Here is a 24,896-nt window from a genome sequence, read left to right as displayed (position 1 = left end):
TTAGAAAAGGTTTGTTTAGAGTGATTCTAAATAACATTCTCTGTTTATGCTAATTTTTGTTTCAAAAAAATATCGCTATGAGTTCTCAGGAAATTATTAAAATCGAAGATGACTTTACGCTGATCCGTTTCCAAAACGACAGTTCAGAGCTCTTTTTGGGGCAGCACGAAGTAGGTAGTGGTCTGATACAGTTTCATTTCGGGATAAAAGGCAACGCTAAATTTTTGTTCAATCAGGGGACTTATGCTCTGGAATTGAAAGAAGAAAAATCGCTCCTTTTGTACAATCCACAAAAAGAATTACCATTGAATTTAGAACTTTCTCCAAATTCCTGGGTGATTTCGGTAATCGTATCGATCAAAAAATTTCACGCGTTGTTTTCTGCTGAAGCAGATTATATTACTTTTTTAAGTCCTGATAATAAGGACAAAAAATATTATAACGAAGGAAATATTAGTCCCTCTATGGCTATTGTGCTGAGTCAGCTGTTTCATTACAACCTGCATCCGTCCATAAAAAACCTTTATTATAAGGGAAAAGGATATGAATTACTGAGTTTGTATTTTAACCGAACCGAAGATCCAAATGCAGAACAATGTCCGTTTTTGATTGATGAAGATAATGTTTTGAAAATAAGACGAGCCAAAGAAATTATCATTGCAAATATGGCTGAACCACCGGGTTTGCAGGAACTGGCAGATGAGATTGGTCTAAACCTGAAGAAACTAAAAATGGGTTTCAAACAAATTTATGGCGATACAGTGTACGGATTCCTGTTTGATTACAAAATGGATTTCGCTCGAAAACTGCTCGATAGCGGTTCGTATAACGTAAACGAAGTTGGACTGAAAATCGGTTATAGCACAGGGAGTCATTTTATTGCGGCATTTAAAAAGAAGTTTGCTACAACTCCGAAAAAGTATTTGATGTCGATTAATGCAAATGTTTAAGTTTTAAACAACCGGAACGATAATAAAGTGCCAGGGCAATTTCAGAAATGAACTTGAAAGAATATGCAAAATCTGCGTGAAAATTTCTAACGAATCAATTTTTGATATTCGACAATAAACAAAAAGTAACATTTATCATATTTCTAAAAAGCTGCAAGCGCTACTTTTGACGAAATTTTTTAAAACAAACATATTAAAAGCTTAAAGCTTAGAGCTTAAAGCCTAAAGCAAAAAAAACATAATGAAAGGCGTATTATTAGTAAACTTAGGATCTCCGGAAAGCCCGGAACCAAAAGATGTAAAACCATACTTAGACGAATTTTTAATGGATAAATACGTGATCGATGTTCCGTATTTATTAAGAGCTTTGTTGGTTCGTGGTATTATTTTAAGAAAAAGACCGGAAGAATCAGCACATGCTTATGCGAAAATATGGTGGGATGAAGGTTCTCCTTTGGTCGTGCTTTCTGAAAGAATGCAAAAAAAGGTTCAGCCTTTGGTAAATGTACCGGTGGCTTTAGCAATGCGTTACGGAAGTATGACCATCGAAAAAGGACTTCAGGAATTGCATGAAAAAGGTGTTACAGAGGTATTGCTTTTCCCTTTATACCCGCAATACGCAATGGCTTCGACTTTGACTATTTTAGTTAAGGCAGAAGAAATTCGTAAGAAGAAATTTCCACAAATGACTTTTACTGATGTTCCTGCGTTTTACAATAAACCGGATTATATCAAGAATCTGGCTGATTCTATTCAGAAACATTTGGTTGGTTTTGATTACAATCATTTATTGTTCTCGTACCATGGAATCCCGGAACGTCATATTCGTAAAACCGATGTGACGAAATCACACTGTAAAATTGACGGATCTTGTTGCAATACACCTTCACCTGCGCATGATTTTTGCTACCGTCATCAATGTTATGAAACAACCAGGCAAGTCGTGAAGTTATTAGGACTTCCTGAAGATAAGTATAGCTTAACATTTCAGTCACGTTTAGCGGGAGACAAATGGCTGGAACCTTATACTGATGTTGAAATTGATAAGATGCCAGCAAAAGGAATCAAAAATTTGGCGGTTGTAACACCAGCTTTCGTTTCGGATTGTTTAGAAACTTTAGAGGAAATCGCAATGCGTGCCAAAGAAGATTTTGAAGCAAACGGAGGTGAAGAGTTTTTGGCAATACCTTGTTTGAATGACGACGACGAGTGGTGCCAGACAGTTGGAAATTGGATTAACGATTGGGCGAAATAGAAAATAGAAAATAGAATAAAGAGTAAAGAAAAAAGACTTTATGATGGAGTACTACAATTACTTAAAATCACTACATCTTATATTTGTAATCACTTGGTTTGCAGGATTGTTTTACATCGTGCGTTTATTTGTATATCAAATAGAAGCCAGTGAAAAACCGTCTCCCGAAAAAGAGATTTTACAGGCACAGTACAAAATAATGGCCTATCGTTTGTGGTACATTATTACATGGCCGTCAGCAATATTGGCCAGTATTTTTGCTTTTTGGATGCTGCTTTTTACAGATTTGGGTAACGCCTGGCTTAAAATGCCATGGATGCATGTAAAATTGTGTTTTGTTTTTTTACTTTATCTCTATCATCTAAAATGCCATCAGATTTTTAAACAATTACAAAAGGATGAGGTGAAATATTCCAATAACTTCATGCGTTTATGGAATGAAGGTGCTACCATCATACTATTTGCAGTAGTTTTTTTAGTAGTTTTAAAAAGTGCCATCAACTGGATTTTTGGTGTGATCGGAATTATTTTATTCTCAGTTCTGATCATGTTAGGATTTAGATTTTATAAAAGAATAAGAGAGAGGAAATAGTTTTTTAGTTTCAGGTTTCAAGTTTCAAGTTGCCAATCGTCAAGAAACCTGAAACTTGAAACCTGAAACAAACAAAACAAAAACTATGTTTAACAACTTCAAAATGTCGATGCTTTCGCTGCGTGTCAGGATTTTCCTGTCGATGATTGTATTGATTGTTGTGGCATCGTTTTTATTAGCTTCTATTTCTATTATTCAGTTTAAAAACGAAGCAAAAGAATACCATCAGGAACGTTTGGAACGCAAAGAGAATGCGGTGAAGGAACACATTAATTATGTGCTTTCCACAACAACATATCCTTTAAAAACCGCCAATCTGGATTTAATTTTTAAAGATAAAATACACGAACTGGCTCAGATTCATAAAATCGAAATCAATATTTACAGTCTTGACGGAAAATTATTGAAGTCCTCAAAGGAGTCTTTCGCCGTTGATAAAGTTGCTCCTCCAATTCCCGAATACATCCTGAAATTAGTGCGTTCTTCTATCGAAAAACGTTTTGTAGATATTAAAACCATTGATGGTGTTAAAAACAGATCGTCTTACAGTTTGATTAAAGACGAAAAGTTCAAACCGTTAGGAATTCTAAACCTTCCCTATTTAGAAGACGATGGGTACTACGACAATGAGCTGAATACCTTTTTGATTCGTTTAAGTCAGGTATATTCCTTCATGCTTATTGTGGCTTTTGGATTGGCTTATTTTTTATCGACTTATATTACAAAATCACTTAAAACAATTTCGGATAAACTGGAAGAAACTAATTTAGACCAGAAGAACGAGAAGATCGTTTTAGAAGCTAACAGTAAGGAAGTCAATTTCTTAATCAAGGCTTATAACGGAATGGTCGATAAACTGGAAACCAGTGCTATAAAATTAGCTCAAAGTGAACGTGAAGAGGCATGGCGCGAAATGGCGAAACAAGTAGCCCACGAAATCAAAAATCCGCTTACACCGATGCGTTTGACTGTGCAGAGTTTTCAACGCAAGTTTGATCCAACTGCACCGGATGTTAAGCAAAAACTAAATGATTATTCAGAAACCTTAATTCAGCAAATCGATACCATGACAGCGGTGGCATCGGCATTCTCGAACTTTGCTTCGATGCCGGCACAACAAAACGAAACCTTAAACGTGGTTGAGGTTGTGGAGCTTGCTTTAGATATTTTCAATGAAGATTATATCGTTTTTGAAAGTGAAGAGGAGGAAATTATCTCCAAGATGGATCGTACACAATTGATACGGGTTATCACCAATCTTGTTAAAAATGCGACACAGGCAATCCCGGAAAGCCAATTTCATAAATCGATTGTAGTTACTGTAAAACGTATAGACGACGATGTTGAAATTGCTGTAAAAGACAACGGTATCGGAATTCAGAAACAGGATATCAGCAGAATTTTCGAGCCAAAATTTACCACAAAAACAAGTGGAATGGGACTTGGACTCGGAATTATCAAAAACATCATAGAAAATTACAAAGGAACAATTACCTTTGAATCAACTTACGGAAAGGGAACCACATTCAGAGTTTCTTTACCGATAACAAACTCATAAAATTAGCATCATGAACTACGAAAATATTTTAATCTCAATAGAAGAAAGAATTGCGACCGTAACCATCAATAGACCTACCAAATTAAATGCGTTAAACAAAGCTACGATCAGTGACTTAAGTAAAGCAGTGAAGTTGTTGGGTAAAAATGATGATGTTCGTGTTATCATTATCACCGGAAGTGGGGAGAAGGCATTTGTAGCGGGAGCTGATATTTCGGAATTTGCCAATTATACCATCATCGAAGGAGCGCAATTGGCAGCAGAAGGACAGGAAACCTTATTTGATCTTATTGAAAATTTGAAAAAACCTGTAATTGCGGCTGTAAATGGTTTTGCTCTTGGTGGAGGATTGGAATTGGCAATGTCTTGTCATTTCAGAGTGGCCTCAGACAATGCTAAAATGGGCTTGCCGGAAGTAACTTTAGGATTGATTCCGGGTTATGGAGGAACGCAGCGTTTACCACAATTAGTAGGGAAAGGCCGCGCGATGGAAATGATTATGACCGCTGCTATGATTGGTGCAGAAGAGGCCAAACAGTACGGTTTAGTGAATCATGTAGTGCCACAAGCAGAGCTTTTGGATTTTACTACCGGAATTGCTCAAAAAATTATTAAAAATGCACCATTTGCAATCGCTAAAGCCATAAAAGCGATCAATGCAAACTATACCGATGGTAAAAATGGTTTTGATACTGAGATCAAATCATTCGGAAAATGTTTCGGAACTCAGGATTTCAAAGAAGGAACAACGGCATTTTTAGAAAAACGTAAAGCTGAATTTACTGGGAAATAAGTTATTCCACAAAGTCACACGAAGACAGCACAGAGGTTCACAAAGAAAACTTATATAAATCTTTGTGCAACTTTGCAATAAAATGATAGATTGAGGTTTTAAAAACTCAGAACCTCAGCATCTTAGAACCTTAGAACCTTAAAAAAATGTACGAACCAATATTTGCCCTTTTTTGTGAACGAGTTAAGGAAAGCATCCAGGCGGGAACTTTCGCAAAATTGACTTTGGCCAAAACAATGGGAGATACCGAGATTAAGAATATTTATTTTCGTTTAGTTTTGAATGAGGATAATACCTTCTCTATTTCTTTAACAACCAGATACAAAACCGAAGAAATTGAAAGTATTCATACGCTGGATGAAGCTTTATTGGTGTTAGGAACTTATATTAAAAATCCATTTTTAACAGCTTTATTGTTTACCACAGATAATGACTTGACGTTTAAGGTGAACAAGAAGAATGCCGGAAGTATTATCGAACAGCCGCCAACGTTTAAAAACGCTTCTCCGGTAATGCTGGAAATGATCGAGAAAGGGATTGTTTAAAGTATACTATTTATCGTTACGGTTATTGTGTAGAGAAATGGTTTGAAGCAAAGGCCTCGTTCCGATGGAACTCTATTGTATTTTTGCATTTTTTGGGTCAACGGATTAAAATCCATTGCTACAATATGTTCCGTTCCTTTGGAATTTCAATGGTATGGTGTGTTTCCAGATTATCGAATTAAAATCTATTGCGACATCATTTGCCATTTCTCTGAAGTTTTCTGAAACTATGATTAAAAGAGAGCCATAGGCTCGTTCTTTAATTTTGTAGGGATGGATTTTAATCCGTCCAAACGATAAATTCCCACTCCCACAAGATTGAGAGCCCGTAGGCTCGGCTCATTTATGGAGATCTAAAAAATCTTTATCCATTAACGAATAACAAACCTCTAAACCAGCTTCACAAACAAGTTTGAGGCAATTTTATTCGAAATAGACAATTCCCGTCCATCAACCTTAATTTTAACGGATAAATCAAATGATTCTTTCGATAAAAGATCAATTTTAGAACCCAAAGCAATTCCTTGTTTGTCCAGATACTTTAAAAACTCTGAGGAAGTATCTTTTACACCCACACAAACCCCGGTTTGATATTCTGTTAATTCTGAAAGCAATTGTTTTTCGATTTTGACGATTCGTCCATTTGCATCGGGAATCGGGTCTCCATGAGGATCTTCGGTCGGATTTCCCAAAAAGTCATCCAGACGATTAATCAGTTGTTCCGATTTGATGTGTTCCAGCTGTTCGGCAATATCATGAACCTCATCCCAGGAAAAGTTGAGTTTTTCTACTAAAAAGACTTCCCATAAGCGATGTTTTCTAACAATCATTTTGGCGGCCAGCTTTCCATTCTCCGTCAGCGAAACACCCTGATACTTTTTATAGTTGACTAAATCTTTCTCCGACAATTTTTTAAGCATATCAGTAACTGATGAAGCTTTAGTTTCCATCATTTCGGCAATGGCATTAGTGCTCACTTCAGCATCGTTAGAAGCCGTAAGGTGGTATATGGATTTAAGATAGTTTTCTTCTGAAAAAGTCATTTTTTTTGAGGTTCTGAGGTTCTGAGGTTCTGAGTTGCTAAGTTAAAGGACTCTAACAGAAAACCTGAGGACCTTAGCAGCTTAGAACCTTAGCCACTTTATTTAACAATTAGCAAAGGTATAGAAATTTTGTGTCTCAATTTGTCTACCGTTGTGCCAAACAAAATATCTTTTAGTCCGGTGTGGCCATGGGTTCCCATTACTAAAATGTCGAAATTACCAAGATTGATGATTTCCGGAATAACACTGTTGGGTTTTCCAAAGCCAAGTTCTGTTTCGATTTTGAAACCTTTTAAAGACAGCATCTCTTTGTATTCTAATAATAGCTTTTCGTCGATAGTCGTTTCATGATCGTCAACGTTACCTCCATACATCAAAGCTCCAACAGTTTCAACGATGTGAATTAAGGTGTATTGTGCATCGATTCCGCCCAGTTCAAAGGCATTGTTGAGTGCAACTTCATCGGCCTTAGAAAAATCGACTGTAATCGCTATATTTTTCTTGCCATAGCTTTCTTTTGGCGTATAGACTAATTTTAAATGATGTGGAGAATGATTCTCGATATTTGACTTTATTCTCGTCACAAAAGGCTTGAATACGATGTAAAGCAATAAAGCCAGAAATCCAAAGGCAAGCGGAACTACTGTCAACCAGAGAACGGTTGGATTATCAGAGTTTTGCAACCACGAAGTGATTTCGTCATATACCAGCTTTGCATTCAGAGTTACTATAATCGAAGCAATAATCCATGCGGCGACCTGTGTCGTTCTTGAAATATGAAAACCTTTCATTTTGGTTTTATCGCTCACGAAATGAATTAGCGGAATAATCGCGAAACCAAGCTGTAAACTCAAAATAACCTGACTTAGTATCAATAATTTTCCTGTTACGCTTTCGCCATAAATTAAAATGACTACTACGGCAGGCACGATGGCAATCAATCGTGTTAAAATTCTTCGTACCCAAGGCTGGATGCGTAAATTCAGGTAACCTTCCATTACAATCTGACCGGCTAAAGTTCCTGTTACAGTTGAGCTTTGTCCAGCAGCAATTAAAGCTACCGCAAATAGAATTGGCGCCCATTTAGTTCCCAGTAAAGGTTCGAGAAATTGATGCGCATCCTGAATTTCAGCCACTTCAAACATTCCGTTTTTGTAAAAGGTTGCCGCTGCAAGGATCAGAATGGCCGCATTTACAAAAAAGGCCAGGTTTAAGGCGATAGTCGAATCTATAAAGTTGTATTTCAATGCCTGCTTGATTCCGGCCGGAGTCCTGTCGAATTTTCGGGTTTGTACGAGTGATGAATGTAAATACAAATTATGAGGCATCACCGTGGCACCAATAATTCCGATGGCAATGTACAAAGCGGCAGAACTTGGAATTGAAGGAACCAGACCGTAAATAACTTTATCCAGTTCAGGTTCTGCAAAAATCATTTCGAATATAAAAGAGAAACCAATGATCGCTACCAATACAATAATAAAAGCCTCCATTTTTCGAATTCCTTTGTTAATCAGGAATAGTAATAAGAAAGTATCCAATACGGTAATTAAAACCCCCTCGATTAATGGTATGTCAAACAAAAGATTAATTCCGATCGCCATTCCCAGAACTTCGGCAAGGTCACAGGCGGCAATAGCAATTTCGGCTAAAAAGTATAAAATGTAATTGATAGATCTGGAGTAAGTCTCCCGAGATGCCTGCGCCAAATCACGTTGAGTCACAATTCCAAGCCTTGCACTTAAGCTCTGAAGCAGCAACGCCATCAAATTACTCATTAGTAAAACCCAAAGTAAAGAATACCCAAACTGACTTCCGCCGGCAATATCTGTCGCCCAGTTTCCGGGGTCCATGTAACCGACACTTACCAGGTAAGCCGGTCCTAAAAAGGCTAATATTTTTCTAAATCCTGTTTTTTTATGTTGTGTTGCAACCGATTGGTGTACTTCTTCTAAAGATTTGGTCATTGTAAAAATGTTGTTTGAACAAATATAGGGATAAATTATATCTGCACAACAATATTTTTAGACAAGTCTAAATCTTAATTGTTTGAATTCAAACAATTCGGACACAATCCTGACAAGGTGAAGTTTATCTCATTTACTTTATAATTGTGCGGAATAATATAGCTTGGTTTTACATTTTCCAGACAAGTGACCTCGAGACATTTTTCACAGCTAAAATGAGCGTGATTGTGAATGTGTACTCTTTGGGCATGATGATGGCATTTGGCATACTTTACGGTACCGTCAAGATTCACAATTTTATGAACAATATCTTCATTTACTAATCGGTCTAATATTCTGTAAACGGTCACACGATCGCACAAATCATCAATCTGTTTGTGAATTTCTGTATGGGACAAGGCGGTTTTAGATTTGTCAAAAATCTCTAGAACCGCTGTCTTTGCTGCTGTATTTCTTGTTGTTTTCATTTTTAGAGCATTAAAAAAACTAACGCAACAATGTTGCATTAAAAATAAAATTCTATATTTGCAACATAATTGCATTAAGCAAATGTACTGAAAATGAAGAAAACAACGACGCCTTTTTACGATATATTAGGAATCTCAAGTGCTGCCATTTGTCTGGTTCATTGTCTGATATTTCCGCTACTTACGATTTTGCCTTTGGGCATTAGCCATAATCCATTTATCGATTTGACCTTTGCTTCAATAGGTTTAATTGCAATTGTCAAAATTATTAAAAAATCAAGTCTTTTGGTCGCTATAACTTTGATTTTATCGATATCTCTGATTTGGATCAGTATTCTGAGTGAAATGATACTGGATGTTCATTTGGGTCTGATTTTTATTGGCGGTATTGGAATGATTATCGGACATCTTCTAAATTATAAAAACCACAAACACCTTTAGTAATGAAAAAACTACCCGTAACCGTTTTAAGCGGATTTCTTGGCGCAGGAAAAACAACACTTCTCAATCATATTCTTCATAACAAAGAAAACCTTAAAGTTGCTGTTATCGTAAATGACATGAGTGAAGTTAATATAGACGCGCAGCTCGTGAAGAAGGAGTATACCTTGTCCAGAACGGAAGAAAAACTGGTCGAAATGACGAATGGCTGTATTTGCTGCACCCTGCGGGAAGATTTAATGCTTGAAGTCGAAAAACTGGCCAAAGAAAACAGGTTTGATTATTTGCTTATCGAAAGTACAGGTATCAGCGAGCCCATTCCGGTAGCGCAGACTTTCTCTTTTGTGAACGAAGAGGAAAATATTGACTTGTCCAGATTCAGTTACATCGATACCATGGTGACTGTTGTAGATAGTTTTAATTTTTTTAAAGATTTTGGTTCGGCCAAAACACTGCGGGAGCAAAACTTATCCGATCTTGAAAATGACAATAGAACGATTGTCAATCTTCTGGTAGATCAGGTAGAATTTGCTAATGTTATCATTTTGAATAAAACAGATCTAGTTAGTATCAGATCATTGGAGTTTTTGAGAGCTTCTATTCAAAAGCTGAATCCTGTGGCGAAAATAATCACTTCGGTTTCAGGTAAAGTTGATCCAAACGAAATTATGAACACGGGATTATTCAATTATGAAGAAGCCGAAAATTCAGCGGGTTGGATTCGGGAATTAGAAGGTATTCATACACCTGAAACAGAAGAATATGGAATTAGTTCTTTTGTATTTCGGGATCCCAGGCCTTTTCATCCCAATCGATTGTGGAATTTTTTTACATCCGATTTTCCCGCCAGCATCATTCGAAGTAAAGGACTGCTGTGGATGGCATCCCGACCGGAACAAGCCATAAACTGGAGTCAGGCCGGTGGATCAATGAAAGCCGAAGGAGCCGGAGTCTGGTGGGCAAGCATGCCGTTAAGCGAACGAATGACCTTTAATAATTTTGTTGAATTTCAGGATATTATAGAAGAACGGTGGACTTCTAATTTCGGAGACAGACTCAATGAGCTTGTTTTTATTGGTCAGAAAATAAAAGAATCTGAAATTCTTAACGAGCTTGAAAAATGCCTCTGTACCGCAGATGAAATTGTAGATTATCAGGACGGATTTTTCCCTAAGAAAGATCTTTTTCCCATACCAAGAACTTCTTAAAAATAGAATATAGTGATACAGAACAATAAATACGATGTTATAATTATTGGCGGCAGTTATAGCGGGCTTTCGGCTGCAATGAGTCTGGGGCGTTCTTTGCGACAGGTTTTGGTGATAGACAGTGGTTTGCCTTGTAACCGACAAACGCCTTATTCACATAATTTCATCACACAAGATGGTGAAAAACCTGCCGTTATTTCGGCGAAAGCTTTAATTCAGGTTGATTTTTACGATACGGTTCATTTTTATAACGGATTAGCGATTCAGGCATTGAAAACAAAAGAAGGATTTGAAATCAAAACAGAATTCGGAAAAGTGTTCATTTCTAAAAAGTTATTGTTTGCAACCGGAATAAAAGATTTACTACCCAAAATTGACGGTTTTAGCGAATGCTGGGGGATTTCAATATTGCATTGTCCGTATTGTCACGGCTATGAGGTCAAAAACGAAAAAACAGCAATTATCGCTAATGGTGATATGGGGTTCGAATATGCAAAACTAATTTCGAACTGGACGAAGGATTTAAGAATATTAACGAACGGAAAATCAACTTTTACCGTAGCGCAATCTCAAATTTTACAGCAACATAAAATTAAGGTTATAGAAGATGAGATTACTGGCGTAAAACAGGAAAACGGAGATATTCAGGAGCTTATTTTCAAAAGTCAAGTGGCAATTGAAGTAAAAGCTATTTATTTCAGAGCGCCTTTTGAGCAACATTGCCCACTTCCGGAAGCTTTAGGCTGTGAATTGACAGAACAAGGTTTGTTGAAAGTAGATGCGTTTCAAAAAACAACAATTCCCGGAGTTTTTGCCAGTGGTGATTGTCATATTCAGGCGCGATCTGTTGCTATGGCTGTTTCTTCCGGATCTTTTGCCGGGGCTTCGATGAATAAAGAACTGATTGATGAATCATTTTTAGGTTAAATCGGATAACAATTCCATGTGATTAAAATAGCTGCAAAACCTTGAATTGAAGTTAGATTAAAGTTTTTTGCGTCAGGAACACTATTTGTCAAATTTAATTTTTAGTTTTGTCTAAATTTAATTTTATAATAATGAAAAAACTATTTTTGATGCTGCTTTTCTTTTACTTGCAGTTTTCATTTGCTCAGGAAACCAGTTCTGTTTCCGGAATTATTTCAGGTGATGGCCATCAATTGCAGTTGGCAAACGTACATTTAGTGGGAACAAAATACAGATCGGTTACGGATAGTTTAGGATATTATAACTTCGAAAATGTACCGGTTGGAAATTATACGCTTCAGGTTTCACTAGTAGGTTTTCAGACTTCAAAAAAGAAAATCGACGTAAGGAAGGATGCTATTCAAACGTATGATTTTGAATTGGACGATACAGACAATCAATTGAATGAAGTAGTGGTTTCGGGAACTTTAAAAGCAGTTAAACGTTTGGAAAGTGCTGTTCCGGTTGAGGTTTATTCCCCTGTTTTTTTTAAGAAGAATCCAACACCGAGTATTTACGATGCGCTTCAAAACATAAATGGCGTTCGGCCACAGTTAAATTGCGGTGTTTGTAATACGGGAGACATTCATATAAACGGTCTCGAAGGCCCGTATACTTTGGTTTTGATCGATGGAATGCCAATTGTCAGCAGCCTTTCAACGGTTTATGGTTTGTCCGGAATTCCGAATTCTCTGGTGGAAAGAATAGAGATTGTAAAAGGTCCGGCTTCTTCTCTTTACGGAAGTGAGGCTGTTGGGGGATTAATCAATATTATCACCAAGAATCCAACAAACGCTCCGGTTTTTTCGGCAGATTATTTTACCACAACGTATTTAGAAAATAATCTCGATCTGGGAATGAAATTTAATGCCGGAAAAAAGGCGACTTCACTTTTAGGAGTTAACTATTTCAATTACGATCAGGTTATCGATAAAGACAACGATAATTTCACCGATGTGACGCTTTCTAAAAGGATTTCGGTTTTTAATAAATGGAGTTTTCATCGAAACGACAACCGTCTTTTTACCATAGCAGCACGCGGTATGTATGAAGACCGTTGGGGAGGAGATGTTCGTTGGGAAAGAAAATACCGTGGAGGTGATGAAATTTATGGTGAAAGTATTTATACGAAAAGGGGAGAATTAATTGGAAGTTACCAATTGCCTTTTGAAGAAAAACTGATGTTATCGTTCTCGGGGAATGTACATTATCAGGACAGCCGTTACGGAACGACGTCGTATATTGCGAATCAAAAAATAGGCTTCCTGCAGTTAACCTGGGATAAAAAAATAGGAAGCAATGATTTCCTTGTCGGAATAGCAAGCCGATATTCCTACTACGACGACAATACGCCGGCAACAAAAAATGCCGAAAAAACCTGGTTGCCGGGAATTTTTGTTCAGGACGAAATAACGTTTTCTCCAAAGAGTCAGGTTCTGTTAGGGGCACGATACGATTATAATTCTATTCATGGTTCTATTTTTACACCCCGATTTGCGTATCGTTTTAAGGCAAATGAAAATACGATTTTCAGGTTAAATGCCGGAACAGGATTCAGAGTGGTGAATTTGTTTACCGAAGACCATGCAGCGCTTACGGGATCACGAGATGTGGTGCTTAAAAGTGATTTAAAACCGGAAAAATCAGTAAACGTTAATTTGAATTATATTCAGAAAATAAACTTTGACAGCGGAGTTTTTGTCGGAATCGAAACAACGGCTTTTTATACACGTTTCAGTAATAAAATCATTTCAGACTACGAAACCGATCCCAATAAGATCATTTACGACAATATCGATGGTTATGCTCTCAGTCAGGGAATCAGTACCAATATTGATGTCAATTTCACCAATGGTTTAAAGTTCATTTTAGGAGCGACTGTTTTAGATAATAAAAATGTTCAGGACAAAATTTCACAGCGACCGTTCTTAACCGAAAGATTTACCGGAACCTGGAGTGTCTCGTATAAAATAAACCCTTGGAATTTAGTGCTTGATTACACCGGAAATGTTTACAGTCCGATGAAATTGCCATTGTTGAATGAGTACGATCCGAGAAATCCAAATTCACCTTGGTACAGCATTCAGAATATTCAGTTTACGTTTACAGGCTGGAAGAATTTTGAACTTTACGGGGGAATCAAAAATTTGCTGAATTTTACTCCGAAACAAAATAATCCCTTTTTGATTTCGAGAACGAATGACCCTTTTGATAAAAATGTACAGTATGATTCGGCGGGAAAAGTATTGGTTACACCGGATAATCCATATGGTTTAACTTTTGACACCACTTATGTTTACGGACAAAACCAGACCATTCGAGGATTCTTAGGATTGCGATACAATTTTAGATAAATTTATAAGCCACAGATTGATAAAGGTTTTTTATGAGCCACAGATTCAAAGGATTATTAGGATTTTTTCTGCTCTATGAGTTTTACGAATTGAATAGTTAAGTTCTGTAAAAAAAAATCTTTGACTCAAAAAAGATAATGAAAAAACTATTTCTACTTATTTTCTTTTTCGGAATAACTTCAAGCGGTTTCTGCCAGTTAAAAAGCAGGACTTTTGAGGAGGTGGATAGCTTGGCACAATTTCAAAAACGAAAAATCATTGTTTTCATTCATACCGATTGGTGTCAGTATTGCCAGAGAATGAAAAATACGACGTTTAAAAATCAGGAAGTGAGTGAAAAACTCAATTCAGACTTCTACTTCATCGATTTGAATGCTGAAGAAAAGAGAGCGATTGCCTTTAACAAACATATTTTCAAATACAAACCTTCAGGAAACAATGTTGGGGTTCATGAACTGGCTTTGCAGCTTGGCACCATAAACGGACAGCTTGTGTATCCGGTTTTATGTGTTTTGAATGAGGAGTATGAAATTATTGCTCAGTATAACAGTTACCTGAAACCTGCCGATTTTAACCTGCTTTTAGAAAAGCTGCAAAAATAAAATTCCTTATTTTTGAAGATGCAATCCTCACAAATCAAACACTTCGATTACATTTTTACCGGAACGGGTTTAGCAGCTTTGATGACCGTTTACAAAATGGTATTGTCAGGGAATTTTGCCCATAAATCGGTTTTGTTGTTGGATCAGGACTCGAAAAAGACCAATGACCGAACCTGGTGCTTTTGGGAAAAAGAAGATTCGGTCTGGAGTCAGATTGTTCTTAAAAAATGGGATTCGGCCTTGTTTGCTAACGAAAATTTCAAACGTGATTTAAACCTGAAACCCTATCAATACCATCAAATTCGGGGATTAGACTTTTATGATTTTGTTTTTGAAGAGTTGTCCAAACATTCTAGTATTACTTTTTCAAACGAGAAAGTAACGAATATCAACGAACTCGAAACCCATGTTTTTGTAGGTTCAGAAGAGAATAGGTACACTTGTAATTATTTACTGAATAGTATTTATACCTCATCAACTGCATTAAGTCAAATGAAATATCCCGTTCTGCAACAGCATTTTGTGGGGTGGTATGTGAAAACCGAAAAGGAAGTCTTCAACCCGAAACAGGCTACTTTCATGGATTTTTCGGTAGAACAAAAAGGGAACACTAGATTTATGTATGTACTGCCGGTTTCTAAAACAGAAGCTTTGGTTGAATATACCTTATTTTCGGAGAAATTGCTTTCAACGGCGGAGTATGAAAACGAGATTCAGATCTATTTAGAAAAACAAGGCATTGAGCAGTATGATATTGTAGAGAAGGAGCAGGGAAGCATCCCGATGACTTGTTATCCGTTCTGGAAGAAGAATACCAAAAGAGTTTTGAATATTGGAACCGCCGGAGGGTGGACCAAAGCCAGTACAGGTTATACTTTTAAAAGTGCCGATAAAAAATCAACTGATTTGGTGGAGTTTCTCTATTCTTCGACATCAATTAAGATGATATCATTTCATAAAAGAAGCCGATTCTGGTTTTACGATTTACTGCTTTTGGACATTCTGTATCGTCATAATGAATTGGGAAGAGGTGTTTTTTCGTCCTTGTTCAAAAAAGGAGATCCACAATTAATTTTTAAGTTTTTAGATGAGGAAACTAGTTTGATCGAGGATGTTAAAGTTATTTTAAAGTGTCCTAAAGTGCCATTTATAAAAGCGTTATTTAGAGTGATTTTTCTGCTAAATAAATTTAACTTAAACCAATAACCTTTGAAAAACATTATTTTAGGATTCAGTTTCTTTTTTTCGATTACCACTTTTGCACAAGTATCTGCAAACAAAGTACATGATGCAATTGTTGAAGAGTTTTTAACCAATTGTGCGGAAAAACACAATTATGTTTTTGAAATGGCTGAATGGCAGGAATGTCTTGATCAGGGACTAAAAAAAGACAGTACTGTTGCTTATCTCTGGCAGCAAAAAGCAATGCCCTATTTTAAGTGCAAGAAGTATGAGACGGGAATGCAGTATTTAGACAAAGCTGTTTTTTACAATAAAGAAAGGTGGCTGCCTTACAGAGCTTTTATTAAATGCATTTTTGCGCATACTTACAAAGAAGCGATTAAAGATTTTGAAGAATGTATTAAACTTTACGGAAACAGCTATGTCATGGATCATTCTTTTAGTTTTTATATGGGAATCTGTTATCTGCAATTGAATGACTATCAAAAGGCAGAGAAGCTTTTTGACGATTATGTAAATGATATTTACAAAAACAGACAACAATTAGAACATCCTACAGCGTATTTTTATCAGGGAATTGCCAAATACGAGCTCAAAAAATGGGATGAAGCTATTGCTATTTTTGATAAAGCGCTCAAAGTATATCCTGAATTTTCGGATGTGAAATATTATAAAGCGGTTTGCTGGTTAAAGCAGGGTAAACCAAGAGAAGAAGTCGTCGCTTTGGTTGGCATTGCGAGAGATGATGCTGCTAAGGGGTTTTCTCTTAATGAAGACAATACGATTTATGAGACTTATCCATATCAGAAGAAATTCACCAAACAATAGATTGTTTTAAGTGTTTGTTTTTTATGACTTTACAGCTTTCGACTAAATCAATTGAACTATAACAAAACTTTATACCACAAATTAAGTAGTTGCGGGTAAACTTCGTAACTTTGCAAATCAAAAGTAAAATTTAAAAATAAGAAATATGTATCCACAAGAAATGGTAAAACCTATGGAGGCTGAATTAACAGCTGCTGGTTTTCAAGATTTACATAGTGCAGAAGCAGTTGATAATGCTATCAAAGCTGAAGGTACCACTTTAGTTGTTGTAAACTCTGTTTGTGGTTGTGCTGCAAGAAATGCACGTCCGGGAGCAAAAATGAGTTTAGAAGGAGCTAAAAAACCAGATCACTTAATTACAGTTTTCGCTGGTGTTGACAAAGAAGCTGTTGATGCTGCAAGACAACATATGTTCCCTTTCCCTCCATCATCGCCATCTATGGCTTTGTTCAAAAACGGAGAATTAGTTCACATGTTAGAGCGTCACCACATCGAAGGTCGTCCGGCAGAATTAATCGCTGAGAATTTGAAAGACGCTTTTAATGAGTTTTGTTAATTTAAGGGACTAAGGTTCTGAGTTGCTGAGATTCTAAGGTTTTAGGTACAAAGCGACAGAGGTACAAAGAGTTATAACAAAAAGCACTATGAAAATAGTGCTTTTTTTTGTTTTATCCCCTTTTAAAACCTTAGTACCTTAGAATCTTAGCAGCTTAGAACCTTTACGGACTCCATCCCCCGCCAAGGGCTTTGTACAATTGAACCATTGAACTTAATTGTCTTTCAGATAATTGTGATAGGCTTAATTGCGCCTGAAACAAGTTGCTTTCGACATCTAAAACTTCGAGATACGAAACATAACCGCTGTCATATCTTTCGTAGGACAGTTTATAGTTTATTAAAGCTGCATTAACCTGTCGGTTTCGGGCGCTCCATTCTTCTTTGTAGGTTTTGATGTTCTGAATAGATTGTTCTACTTCATTAACGGCAGAAATATACGTTTTTTGATAGGTAAATTTGAGTTCTTCAGCCTGTTGTCTGTATATTTCTACTCTGCGTTTGTTTCTTCCAAAAGCAAATATAGGACCGGTAACTCCCGCAGAGGCATTCTGAGAATAAGAACTTCCTAAAAACAAATTGCTTAAGTCGGCGCTGGCGAATCCGGCAATTGCTGCGAGGTTAAAAGAAGGAAAGCGCATCGCCTGAGCGGTTCCGATTCTTTCATTGGAAGCTTTGTATTTTAACTCTGCCGCTTTCACATCAGGTCTGTTTTCTAATAGAGCAGACGGAATTGACAAGGGGATTTCGCTTACTATTCGCAATTCGGTGTTGGATTTTCCTCTGGGAATTTGCGATGGAAGCTGACCGGTAAGTAGAGAAATAATATTTTCCTGAACCGTTATCTGTCTTTTAATGTTTGGAATAGTTGCTTCGGCGATCGCAACCTGTTGTTCGATTTGTGCTTTGTCTACCTCAGAAATATAACCGCTTTTGAATCTTTGGTTTATAATTTCATAATATTTTTCGCGGGTAGAAAGGGTATGTTGTGCGATCTCTAACTGATCGTCGAAATTTCGCAGCTGAAAATAAGCCGTAGCAATATCACTCACAATATTTGAAAGTACAACTTTACGGGCTTCCTCAGTAGCCAGAAGTTCATTTTGTACTGCTTTATTTTCATGACGGTATCTTCCCCAAAAATCAATTTCCCAGGACATGTTTGCACCGACATTTGACGGCGTCAGATTTTTTTCATTGCTGTTTATAGTTGCTCCATATTGAAAAGAGGGCAATAGATTTGTTTTAGAGTATCCTAGTTGTGCCCTAAGCTGATCAATTCTGGTAACTGCAATTTTTAAATCATAATTATTCTGAAGCCCCTTTGTAATCAGGTCTTTTAAAACATCATCATTAAATAAATCAAACCATTTTAAGTTGACGACCGAGGCGAGACTGTCTAAATTTCGTTCGTGTTGATAAGAATCAGACTTTAGCTGTTCGGGCTTTGTATACTTAGGTCCCACCATACAGCCTACAGGCAATAAGGAGAGTAAAAGGATAATGGCTATTATTTTATATTTCTTAATCATCATGGCCAGTGGTATTAGAGTCCTTATTATTTTCCGTCGTTGCGATAGTATCTTTTTTCTTTTTTCCGATGTTTTCAATCATGACAAACAAGCCGGGAACAATTAATACACCCAAAACAGTGGCGATTAACATACCGCTAAATACCGCCATTCCCATTACAATACGTGCCTGAGAGCCGGCACCCGTAGCCGTTAAGAGCGGAACAACACCAAGAATAAAAGCAAAGGCCGTCATGAGAATTGGACGGAAACGAAGTTTTGCCGCTACCATAGCCGATTCGTACAGCGGTTTTCCTTTTTCGTATTCTTCTTTGGCAAACTCCACAATAAGGATCGCATTTTTTGCTACTAATCCGATTAAGAGCACTAACCCAATTTGAGCAAAAACATTGTTGACATAAGCATCACTTCCGATTCTGGCTAATAGCAGTCCTAAAAAGGCTCCAAAAACGGCAAAAGGCGCACCAAGTAATACACTGAAAGGCAATTTCCAGCTTTCGTATTGTGCGGCAAGAATGAGGAACACAAATACGAGCGCCATGATAAACACGGAACTTCCGCCAGGTGAGTGTTTTTCCTGATACGAAAGGTTGATGTAATCGTAACCCATATCTGCCGGCAGGGTTTGTTGGGCTACTTCTTCTAAAGCTTCTAAAGTTTGCGCACTACTGTAACCGTCATTCGGACTTCCGCCAATTTCGGCAGATCGGAACAGATTGAGACGATTGGTAAAATCGGGACCCATAACTTTTGTAGCGGTTACCAACGTGGAAATAGGAAGCATATCACCATCATTATTTCTGATATAAATCAGGTTTAAATCTTCGGGTTTTACCCTATTAACGGCTTCACCTTGTATGAAAACCTTGTATTGACGTCCAAAACGATTAAAGTCATTTACATAACTTCCCCCTAAAAAGGCACCTAAAGCTTCGGTAACTTTCGAGACCGGAACACCAAGTTTCATGGCTTTGTCGTTATCAATATCCAATTTGATTTGTGGAGAACCGGCATTAAAAGTGGTATAGATTCGTTTTATTTCCGGACGTTGTTGAGCGGCGGCTATAAAAGCCTGAGTCTGTTCCGCCAGGTACTGTGGAGTATTACCACCTTTGTCCTGCAGCATTAAACTAAAACCTGCGGAAGCGCCCAGACCCTGAATGGCCGGAGGACCAAATCCGAATACGGAAGCAGTGGTGATTTGAGTCGCAAATTTTTTGTTTAAACGGTCCACAAATTGCTTAGAAGTTTCATCTCGTTCTTCCCAAGGTTTTAATGAGATGAAAATAAAGGCACTGTTCGGCTGGTAAGAATTGGTAAGCATACTAAATCCGTTGATCGTGGTATACGATAATATGGATTTTTCTTCTTTTAAAAAACGGTCCACTTTTCGCGATATTTCATCTGTACGCTGTAAGGAAGAGGCTGGAGGTAGTGACATATTGACCAATACATAACCCTGATCTTCTTCGGGAATAAAACCTAACGGAATTTTTTTGCCTAATACTACAACGGCAGCCATAATGACGGCCAGTAAGACTACAATTCGCATTGATTTTTTGGCAAAGAAAGTAGCTCCTGTTAGGTATCTTCCGGTAACTTTTTCAAAAATTCGGTTAAAACCGGCGAAAAATTTGGCCAGCCATCCGGTTTGTTCTTCGATTGGTTTGGTGGGTTTTAATAACATGGCACATAAAGCAGGACTTAGAGACAATGCACTAATGGCTGAGAATGCTACCGATACCGCAATGGTGATGGCAAACTGCTGATAAAAGCGACCCGTGATTCCGGGAGTCATGGCAACCGGTACAAAAACAGCAATCAAAATTAAGGCAATGGCGATTACCGGACCTGATACTTCTTTCATTGCCTGAATGGTGGCTTCCCGCGGACTTTTGCCTTTTTCGATATGGTGAATAACAGCTTCTACTACAACAATAGCATCATCGACTACAATACCAATGGCCAATACCAATCCTAAGAGTGAAAGTGTGTTTATCGAAAATCCTAATAATGGAAAAACGGCAATGGTTCCCACTAAGGAAACAGGAACCGTTATTAGAGGAATTAAGGTAGCGCGCCAGTTTTGCAGAAAGATAAACACCACCAGAATTACCAGTATGACCGCTTCAAAGAGGGTGTGAACAATATCTTCGACTCCGGCAGTAATAGCAAGCGTTGTATCGAGTGATTCCTGATATTCGATATCTTTTGGGAATTTTCCAGAAAGGTCTTTCATGGCTTTTTTGGCCAGTTCAGCTACTTCAAGCGCATTACTTCCGGGCATTTGATAAACCGCCATTACCGCACTTGGTGAACTGTTTCGGCGTGCAGACGAACTGTAATTTTCAGTTCCCAGTTCAATTCGGGAAATATCGCTGAGTAAAACCTGTGCACCGTCTTTTTTACTTCGAACAACGATTTCTCCAAATTGTTTTTCCGTTACCAGACGATCCTGAAGTGTAACACCATAAGTAAACTCAGTACCCGGAGGCGCAGGTTCAGCCCCAAATTTTCCTCCGGGACTAATCATGTTTTGGGCGTTTAGGGCATTTTTTACATCATCAACCGTAACACCCAGTTTGCTCATGACATCGGCCTTTAACCAGATACGCATCGAATAGTCACTGCCTCCAAAAAGAGCAACCTCTCCAACACCTTTTATACGAGCCAGCTGATCTACAATATTGATACTGGCATAATTGTTTAAAAATTTAGCATCGTATTTCGGATTGTTTGAGGTAACAGTAAACAGCATCATCGGGAAGGACAAGGATTTTTTTACCACAACCCCTTGCTGTTTTACACTGGAAGGCATAAAAGGGGAAGATTGATTTTGCCTGTTTTGAGTGAGCATATTGGCATTATCCAAATTAGTACCCACATCAAAAGTTACCTCAATGGTACAGGCACCATCAGAAGTATTGGTAGATTTCATGTACAGCATATTTTCCACACCATTTACTTTTTGTTCAATAGGTGTAGCAACTGCTTGTTCAACATTCAGCGCATTGGCACCTGTAAAACTCGTATTGATTTTAACAACAGGCGGGTTAATGTCGGGATATTGCGAAATAGGTGTTTTTTGTAATGCCAGCAATCCGAGTATCACAATAATAATACTCATTACAATAGCAACAATTGGTCTTCGAACGAAAAATTCTCCCATGATACGTGGTGTATAAGTTATTTAGTTGCCGCAGCTTGTGTCTGACCCAATTGCCATTGAACTACCTTTGGAGTAATAGGACTTCCATTTTTTAATAATGAAGTACCTCCCATGGCTATTTTGTCTCCAGGTTTTAAGCCGTCTTCTATTACGTAACCATCTTTTACAGCCGGACCGGGTTTTACGATTTGCATGTTGACTTTATTGTCTTTGCCTAATACATAAACCTGATAAATACCCTGTACTTCAATAACAGCACGTTGCGGAATCACGATCGCATCTTTACGAATGTCTGTAAGCAATCCGATTTTTACATATTGTCCCGGACGTAATAATTTGTCAGGATTTGAAAATGCCGCTTCAAATGTTATCGCGCCCGTAGAGGGATCAATCTGTCTGTCGGCGAAACTGACTTTACCCGTTTCAGGATAAGTCGAACCGTCGGATAATTTTAGAGAAACCACAGCGCCGGAACCTTTTAAAGAAGAATTAGGTTTGTTGAATTCTCTAAATAAACGAAGAAATTCCTGTTCGCTCATGGTAAATCGAACCCTGACATCACCTAAATCGGAGATTGTATTTAGAACTGATGCCGCACCAGGTCTCACATAATCGCCTACTCTTACTTTTGATATTCCGATTAAACCTGAAATTGGTGCGATAATACGGCAATAGCCCAGTTCGATTTTTGAATTTTCTAGAGAAGCCTGAGACGCTTTAATTTTTGCCTGAGATGCACTGTAGGCTGATTTAGCCGAAATTAACTCTCTTTGACTAACAGCATTTATCTTTGCTAATGGCGCTATCATGTCTAAATCGGCTTTGGTTTTTGCAAAACCGGCTTGCGATTCTGCTAGTGCCCCTGCAGCTTCGTCCATTTTGGTTTTATAAGGAAGTGGGTCAATAGTGTACAATAATTGTCCTTTGGTAACAAAACCACCTTCTTTAAAATTTTGACTCATAATAATACCGTCAACACGAGGATTTATCTGAATGTCTGATTGACCATAGGTCTGTCCGGTGTATTCCGATTCTACATTTACATCCTGATTTAAAACAGTAAGAACTGAAATTTCAAGAGGTTTGGGTGGTGGCGGAGTTTCTTTTTTACAGGCTGAAAGAAAGAAAAGGAGTAGGATTGCAGAAGGATAAAATTTGTTCATTTTTAATTTATATTAAGATGTATTAATATTCAACTAACTAGAAACCAAATATGTGCATTGCTAAGTTAACATTTTTTTGGCAAAAAGTAAAAAAAGAATTTCCGCAACTGTTCTGTTTAGTTACAACGGTATTTGAATTAACCTTTTGCAGAAACAGGACGGACTTTTGAATGATAAAATAACAAGCATCTATAAATTTGGGGCTTTTTTGTGAGATGAAAAAATGAGATGAAATGTTAATAGAATTTTTAATCTAAAAATAAATGGTACTTTTGCACCAGATTTTAAAAATCAAACTTATTCTTAACTTAAAACTGTTTATAGCATGCAACTGTATAACACTTTGAGCGCAGAAGAAAGAGCCATCATGATCGATGATGCCGGTAAACAACGACTAACGTTGTCTTTCTATGCGTATGCCAAAATTGAAGATCCCAAAAAATTTCGCGACGATTTATTTATTGCCTGGAACAAGCTTGATGCTTTAGGCCGAATTTATGTGGCTAACGAAGGTATTAATGCTCAAATGAGTATTCCTGCCGAAAATTTGGAGGCTTTTAGAGAAACTCTGGAAGTATACGATTTCATGAAAGGCATTCGTTTGAATGAAGCCGTAGAACATGATGATCATTCCTTTTTAAAACTAACGATCAAAGTTCGACACAAGATTGTTGCTGATGGTTTGAATGACGAAACTTTTGATGTAACCAATATTGGCGTTCACCTGAAAGCCAAAGAATTTAATGCCATTCTTGACGATCCTGATACAATTGTGGTTGATTTTAGAAATCACTACGAGAGTGAAGTAGGGCACTTTAAAAATGCAATTACTCCCGATGTTGAAACTTTTAGAGAAAGTTTACCAATCATCAACGAACAGCTTCAAAATCATAAAGAAGATAAAAACCTTGTGATGTATTGCACCGGAGGAATTCGTTGCGAAAAAGCAAGTGCCTATTTTAAGCACCAGGGTTTTAAAAATGTCTATCAATTAGAAGGCGGTATCATTAATTACGCCAAACAAATTGAGGAAGAAGGTCTGGAAAGTAAATTCATCGGAAAAAACTTTGTGTTTGATAATCGTTTAGGGGAAAGAATTACAGAAGATATTATTTCGCAATGTCACCAATGTGGAAAACCTTGTGACAATCATACCAATTGTGAAAACGATGGCTGTCATTTATTGTTTATTCAGTGTGATGAATGTAAATCGGCAATGGAAAACTGTTGTTCAACAGAATGTCTGGAAATTATCCACATGCCTTTAGTAGATCAGGTTCGATTGAGAACCGGAAAGCAAGTTGGAAACAAAGTTTTCAGAAAAGGAAAATCGGAAAATTTGAAATTCAAACATTCAGGCGATTTACCCAATACAGCTTTGGCCGCAGCAGAAAAACCTGTTGATATTCGTCAGAAAGTAAAAGTAAAAAAAGTACTTCTTGGAAAAGCAGAACATTATTATGTAAAAGCACAGGTGGCACAGTTTACCATTGAAAACCAAGAGTTAAACAGTGGTGACAAAATCTTAATTTCAGGACCAACAACCGGTAATCAGGAATTGGTTTTAGAAAGACTGATTGTGAACGGAGCCGAAACTTCAACGGCTAAAATTGGTGATAAAGTTACTTTTGAAGTTCCTTTCAGAATCAGATTGTCTGATAAATTATATAAAATTATAAACTAGCGGTAAATAAATATCTGTAAAATTAAAGCAGATTTAAATTGT

21 protein-coding genes are annotated in these 24,896 nt (G+C 37.3%); 15 read left to right on the top strand and 6 right to left on the bottom strand.

Translation table 11 applies throughout. The features are described 5' to 3' along the window. Positions 1 to 77: 77 nt before the first annotated feature. From B0A80_RS00865 to B0A80_RS00840, 6 genes are all read left to right on the top strand, one after another. A complete protein-coding gene (locus tag B0A80_RS00865; protein ID WP_017495824.1) occupies positions 78 to 950 on the top strand; it encodes an AraC family transcriptional regulator in 873 nt (290 codons plus the stop codon). A gap of 241 nt (positions 951 to 1,191) precedes the next feature. Continuing rightward, positions 1,192 to 2,205, top strand: coding sequence for a ferrochelatase (gene hemH, locus B0A80_RS00860; protein ID WP_089076097.1), 1,014 nt, complete (start codon positions 1,192 to 1,194; stop codon positions 2,203 to 2,205). 43 nt (positions 2,206 to 2,248) lie between these two features. Further along, entirely contained in the window at positions 2,249 to 2,797 is a 549-nt protein-coding gene (locus B0A80_RS00855; protein WP_089076096.1) for a CopD family protein, read from the top strand. Between the two features lie 142 nt (positions 2,798 to 2,939). Next, complete coding sequence (locus B0A80_RS00850; protein WP_017495829.1) at positions 2,940 to 4,355, top strand: ATP-binding protein; 1,416 nt, start codon at positions 2,940 to 2,942, stop codon at positions 4,353 to 4,355. 10 nt (positions 4,356 to 4,365) lie between these two features. Beyond that, complete coding sequence (locus B0A80_RS00845) at positions 4,366 to 5,148, top strand: enoyl-CoA hydratase/isomerase family protein (protein ID WP_017495830.1); 783 nt, start codon at positions 4,366 to 4,368, stop codon at positions 5,146 to 5,148. A 146-nt stretch (positions 5,149 to 5,294) separates the two neighbouring features. After that, positions 5,295 to 5,693 carry a hypothetical protein gene (locus B0A80_RS00840; RefSeq protein WP_089076095.1) on the top strand — a complete coding sequence of 133 codons (399 nt, stop codon included), beginning with the start codon at positions 5,295 to 5,297 and terminating at the stop codon, positions 5,691 to 5,693. A 389-nt stretch (positions 5,694 to 6,082) separates the two neighbouring features. Here the strand turns inward: B0A80_RS00840 and B0A80_RS00835 are convergent, their stop codons facing one another. The 3 genes from B0A80_RS00835 to B0A80_RS00825 form a co-directional block, all read right to left on the bottom strand. After that, positions 6,083 to 6,736, bottom strand: a complete 654-nt coding sequence (locus B0A80_RS00835) for a metal-dependent transcriptional regulator (RefSeq protein WP_070906288.1) — start codon at positions 6,734 to 6,736, stop codon at positions 6,083 to 6,085. Between the two features lie 98 nt (positions 6,737 to 6,834). After that, complete coding sequence (locus tag B0A80_RS00830; RefSeq protein WP_089076094.1) at positions 6,835 to 8,703, bottom strand: Nramp family divalent metal transporter; 1,869 nt, start codon at positions 8,701 to 8,703, stop codon at positions 6,835 to 6,837. A 74-nt stretch (positions 8,704 to 8,777) separates the two neighbouring features. Further along, the gene (locus B0A80_RS00825; RefSeq protein ID WP_017495834.1) at positions 8,778 to 9,170 is read right to left on the bottom strand and encodes a Fur family transcriptional regulator; all 393 of its coding nucleotides are present in this window, start codon (positions 9,168 to 9,170) and stop codon (positions 8,778 to 8,780) included. A gap of 93 nt (positions 9,171 to 9,263) precedes the next feature. Between B0A80_RS00825 and B0A80_RS00820 the strand changes: the two genes are divergently transcribed. The 8 genes from B0A80_RS00820 (at position 9,264) to B0A80_RS00785 (ending at position 17,307) form a co-directional block, all read left to right on the top strand. Beyond that, a complete protein-coding gene (locus B0A80_RS00820; RefSeq protein ID WP_089076093.1) occupies positions 9,264 to 9,611 on the top strand; it encodes a MerC family mercury resistance protein in 348 nt (115 codons plus the stop codon). Positions 9,612 to 9,613: 2 nt separating this feature from the next. Then, entirely contained in the window at positions 9,614 to 10,819 is a 1,206-nt protein-coding gene (locus B0A80_RS00815) for a GTP-binding protein (protein ID WP_089076092.1), read from the top strand. Between the two features lie 15 nt (positions 10,820 to 10,834). Continuing rightward, complete coding sequence (locus B0A80_RS00810; RefSeq protein ID WP_394364263.1) at positions 10,835 to 11,746, top strand: NAD(P)/FAD-dependent oxidoreductase; 912 nt, start codon at positions 10,835 to 10,837, stop codon at positions 11,744 to 11,746. 131 nt (positions 11,747 to 11,877) lie between these two features. Further along, entirely contained in the window at positions 11,878 to 14,139 is a 2,262-nt protein-coding gene (locus tag B0A80_RS00805) for a TonB-dependent receptor (protein ID WP_089076090.1), read from the top strand. A 137-nt stretch (positions 14,140 to 14,276) separates the two neighbouring features. Beyond that, positions 14,277 to 14,741, top strand: a complete 465-nt coding sequence (locus B0A80_RS00800; RefSeq protein ID WP_089076089.1) for a thioredoxin family protein — start codon at positions 14,277 to 14,279, stop codon at positions 14,739 to 14,741. Positions 14,742 to 14,759: 18 nt separating this feature from the next. After that, on the top strand, positions 14,760 to 15,947 hold the full coding sequence (locus B0A80_RS00795; protein WP_089076088.1) for a lycopene cyclase family protein: 1,188 nt from the start codon (positions 14,760 to 14,762) through the stop codon (positions 15,945 to 15,947). A 3-nt stretch (positions 15,948 to 15,950) separates the two neighbouring features. Further along, positions 15,951 to 16,751: a tetratricopeptide repeat protein gene (locus tag B0A80_RS00790; RefSeq protein ID WP_089076087.1), complete on the top strand. Its 801-nt coding sequence runs from the start codon at positions 15,951 to 15,953 to the stop codon at positions 16,749 to 16,751. A gap of 145 nt (positions 16,752 to 16,896) precedes the next feature. Continuing rightward, positions 16,897 to 17,307 (top strand): BrxA/BrxB family bacilliredoxin, encoded by a 411-nt coding sequence (locus B0A80_RS00785; RefSeq protein WP_017495842.1) that lies wholly within the window; start codon positions 16,897 to 16,899, stop codon positions 17,305 to 17,307. Between the two features lie 163 nt (positions 17,308 to 17,470). Here the strand turns inward: B0A80_RS00785 and B0A80_RS00780 are convergent, their stop codons facing one another. From B0A80_RS00780 to B0A80_RS00770, 3 genes are read right to left on the bottom strand one after another with little or no spacing between them, the layout of a single operon-like run. Beyond that, the gene (locus B0A80_RS00780) at positions 17,471 to 18,841 is read right to left on the bottom strand and encodes a TolC family protein (protein ID WP_233430677.1); all 1,371 of its coding nucleotides are present in this window, start codon (positions 18,839 to 18,841) and stop codon (positions 17,471 to 17,473) included. Next, on the bottom strand, positions 18,831 to 22,007 hold the full coding sequence (locus B0A80_RS00775) for an efflux RND transporter permease subunit (protein ID WP_089076085.1): 3,177 nt from the start codon (positions 22,005 to 22,007) through the stop codon (positions 18,831 to 18,833). Before B0A80_RS00775 ends, B0A80_RS00780 begins: the two co-directional genes overlap by 11 nt. A 17-nt stretch (positions 22,008 to 22,024) precedes the next feature. Continuing rightward, positions 22,025 to 23,170 (bottom strand): efflux RND transporter periplasmic adaptor subunit, encoded by a 1,146-nt coding sequence (locus B0A80_RS00770; RefSeq protein ID WP_089076084.1) that lies wholly within the window; start codon positions 23,168 to 23,170, stop codon positions 22,025 to 22,027. Positions 23,171 to 23,495: 325 nt separating this feature from the next. Here B0A80_RS00770 and trhO point away from each other — a divergent pair, with 325 nt between their 5' ends. Next, the gene (trhO, locus tag B0A80_RS00765) at positions 23,496 to 24,854 is read left to right on the top strand and encodes an oxygen-dependent tRNA uridine(34) hydroxylase TrhO (protein WP_089076083.1); all 1,359 of its coding nucleotides are present in this window, start codon (positions 23,496 to 23,498) and stop codon (positions 24,852 to 24,854) included. The last annotated feature ends 42 nt before the right edge of the window (positions 24,855 to 24,896 follow it).

Origin of the sequence: Flavobacterium tructae (assembly GCF_002217475.1) — a bacterium.
Classification (GTDB): domain Bacteria; phylum Bacteroidota; class Bacteroidia; order Flavobacteriales; family Flavobacteriaceae; genus Flavobacterium; species Flavobacterium tructae.
This window is presented reverse-complemented; position numbering and strand designations above follow the sequence as displayed.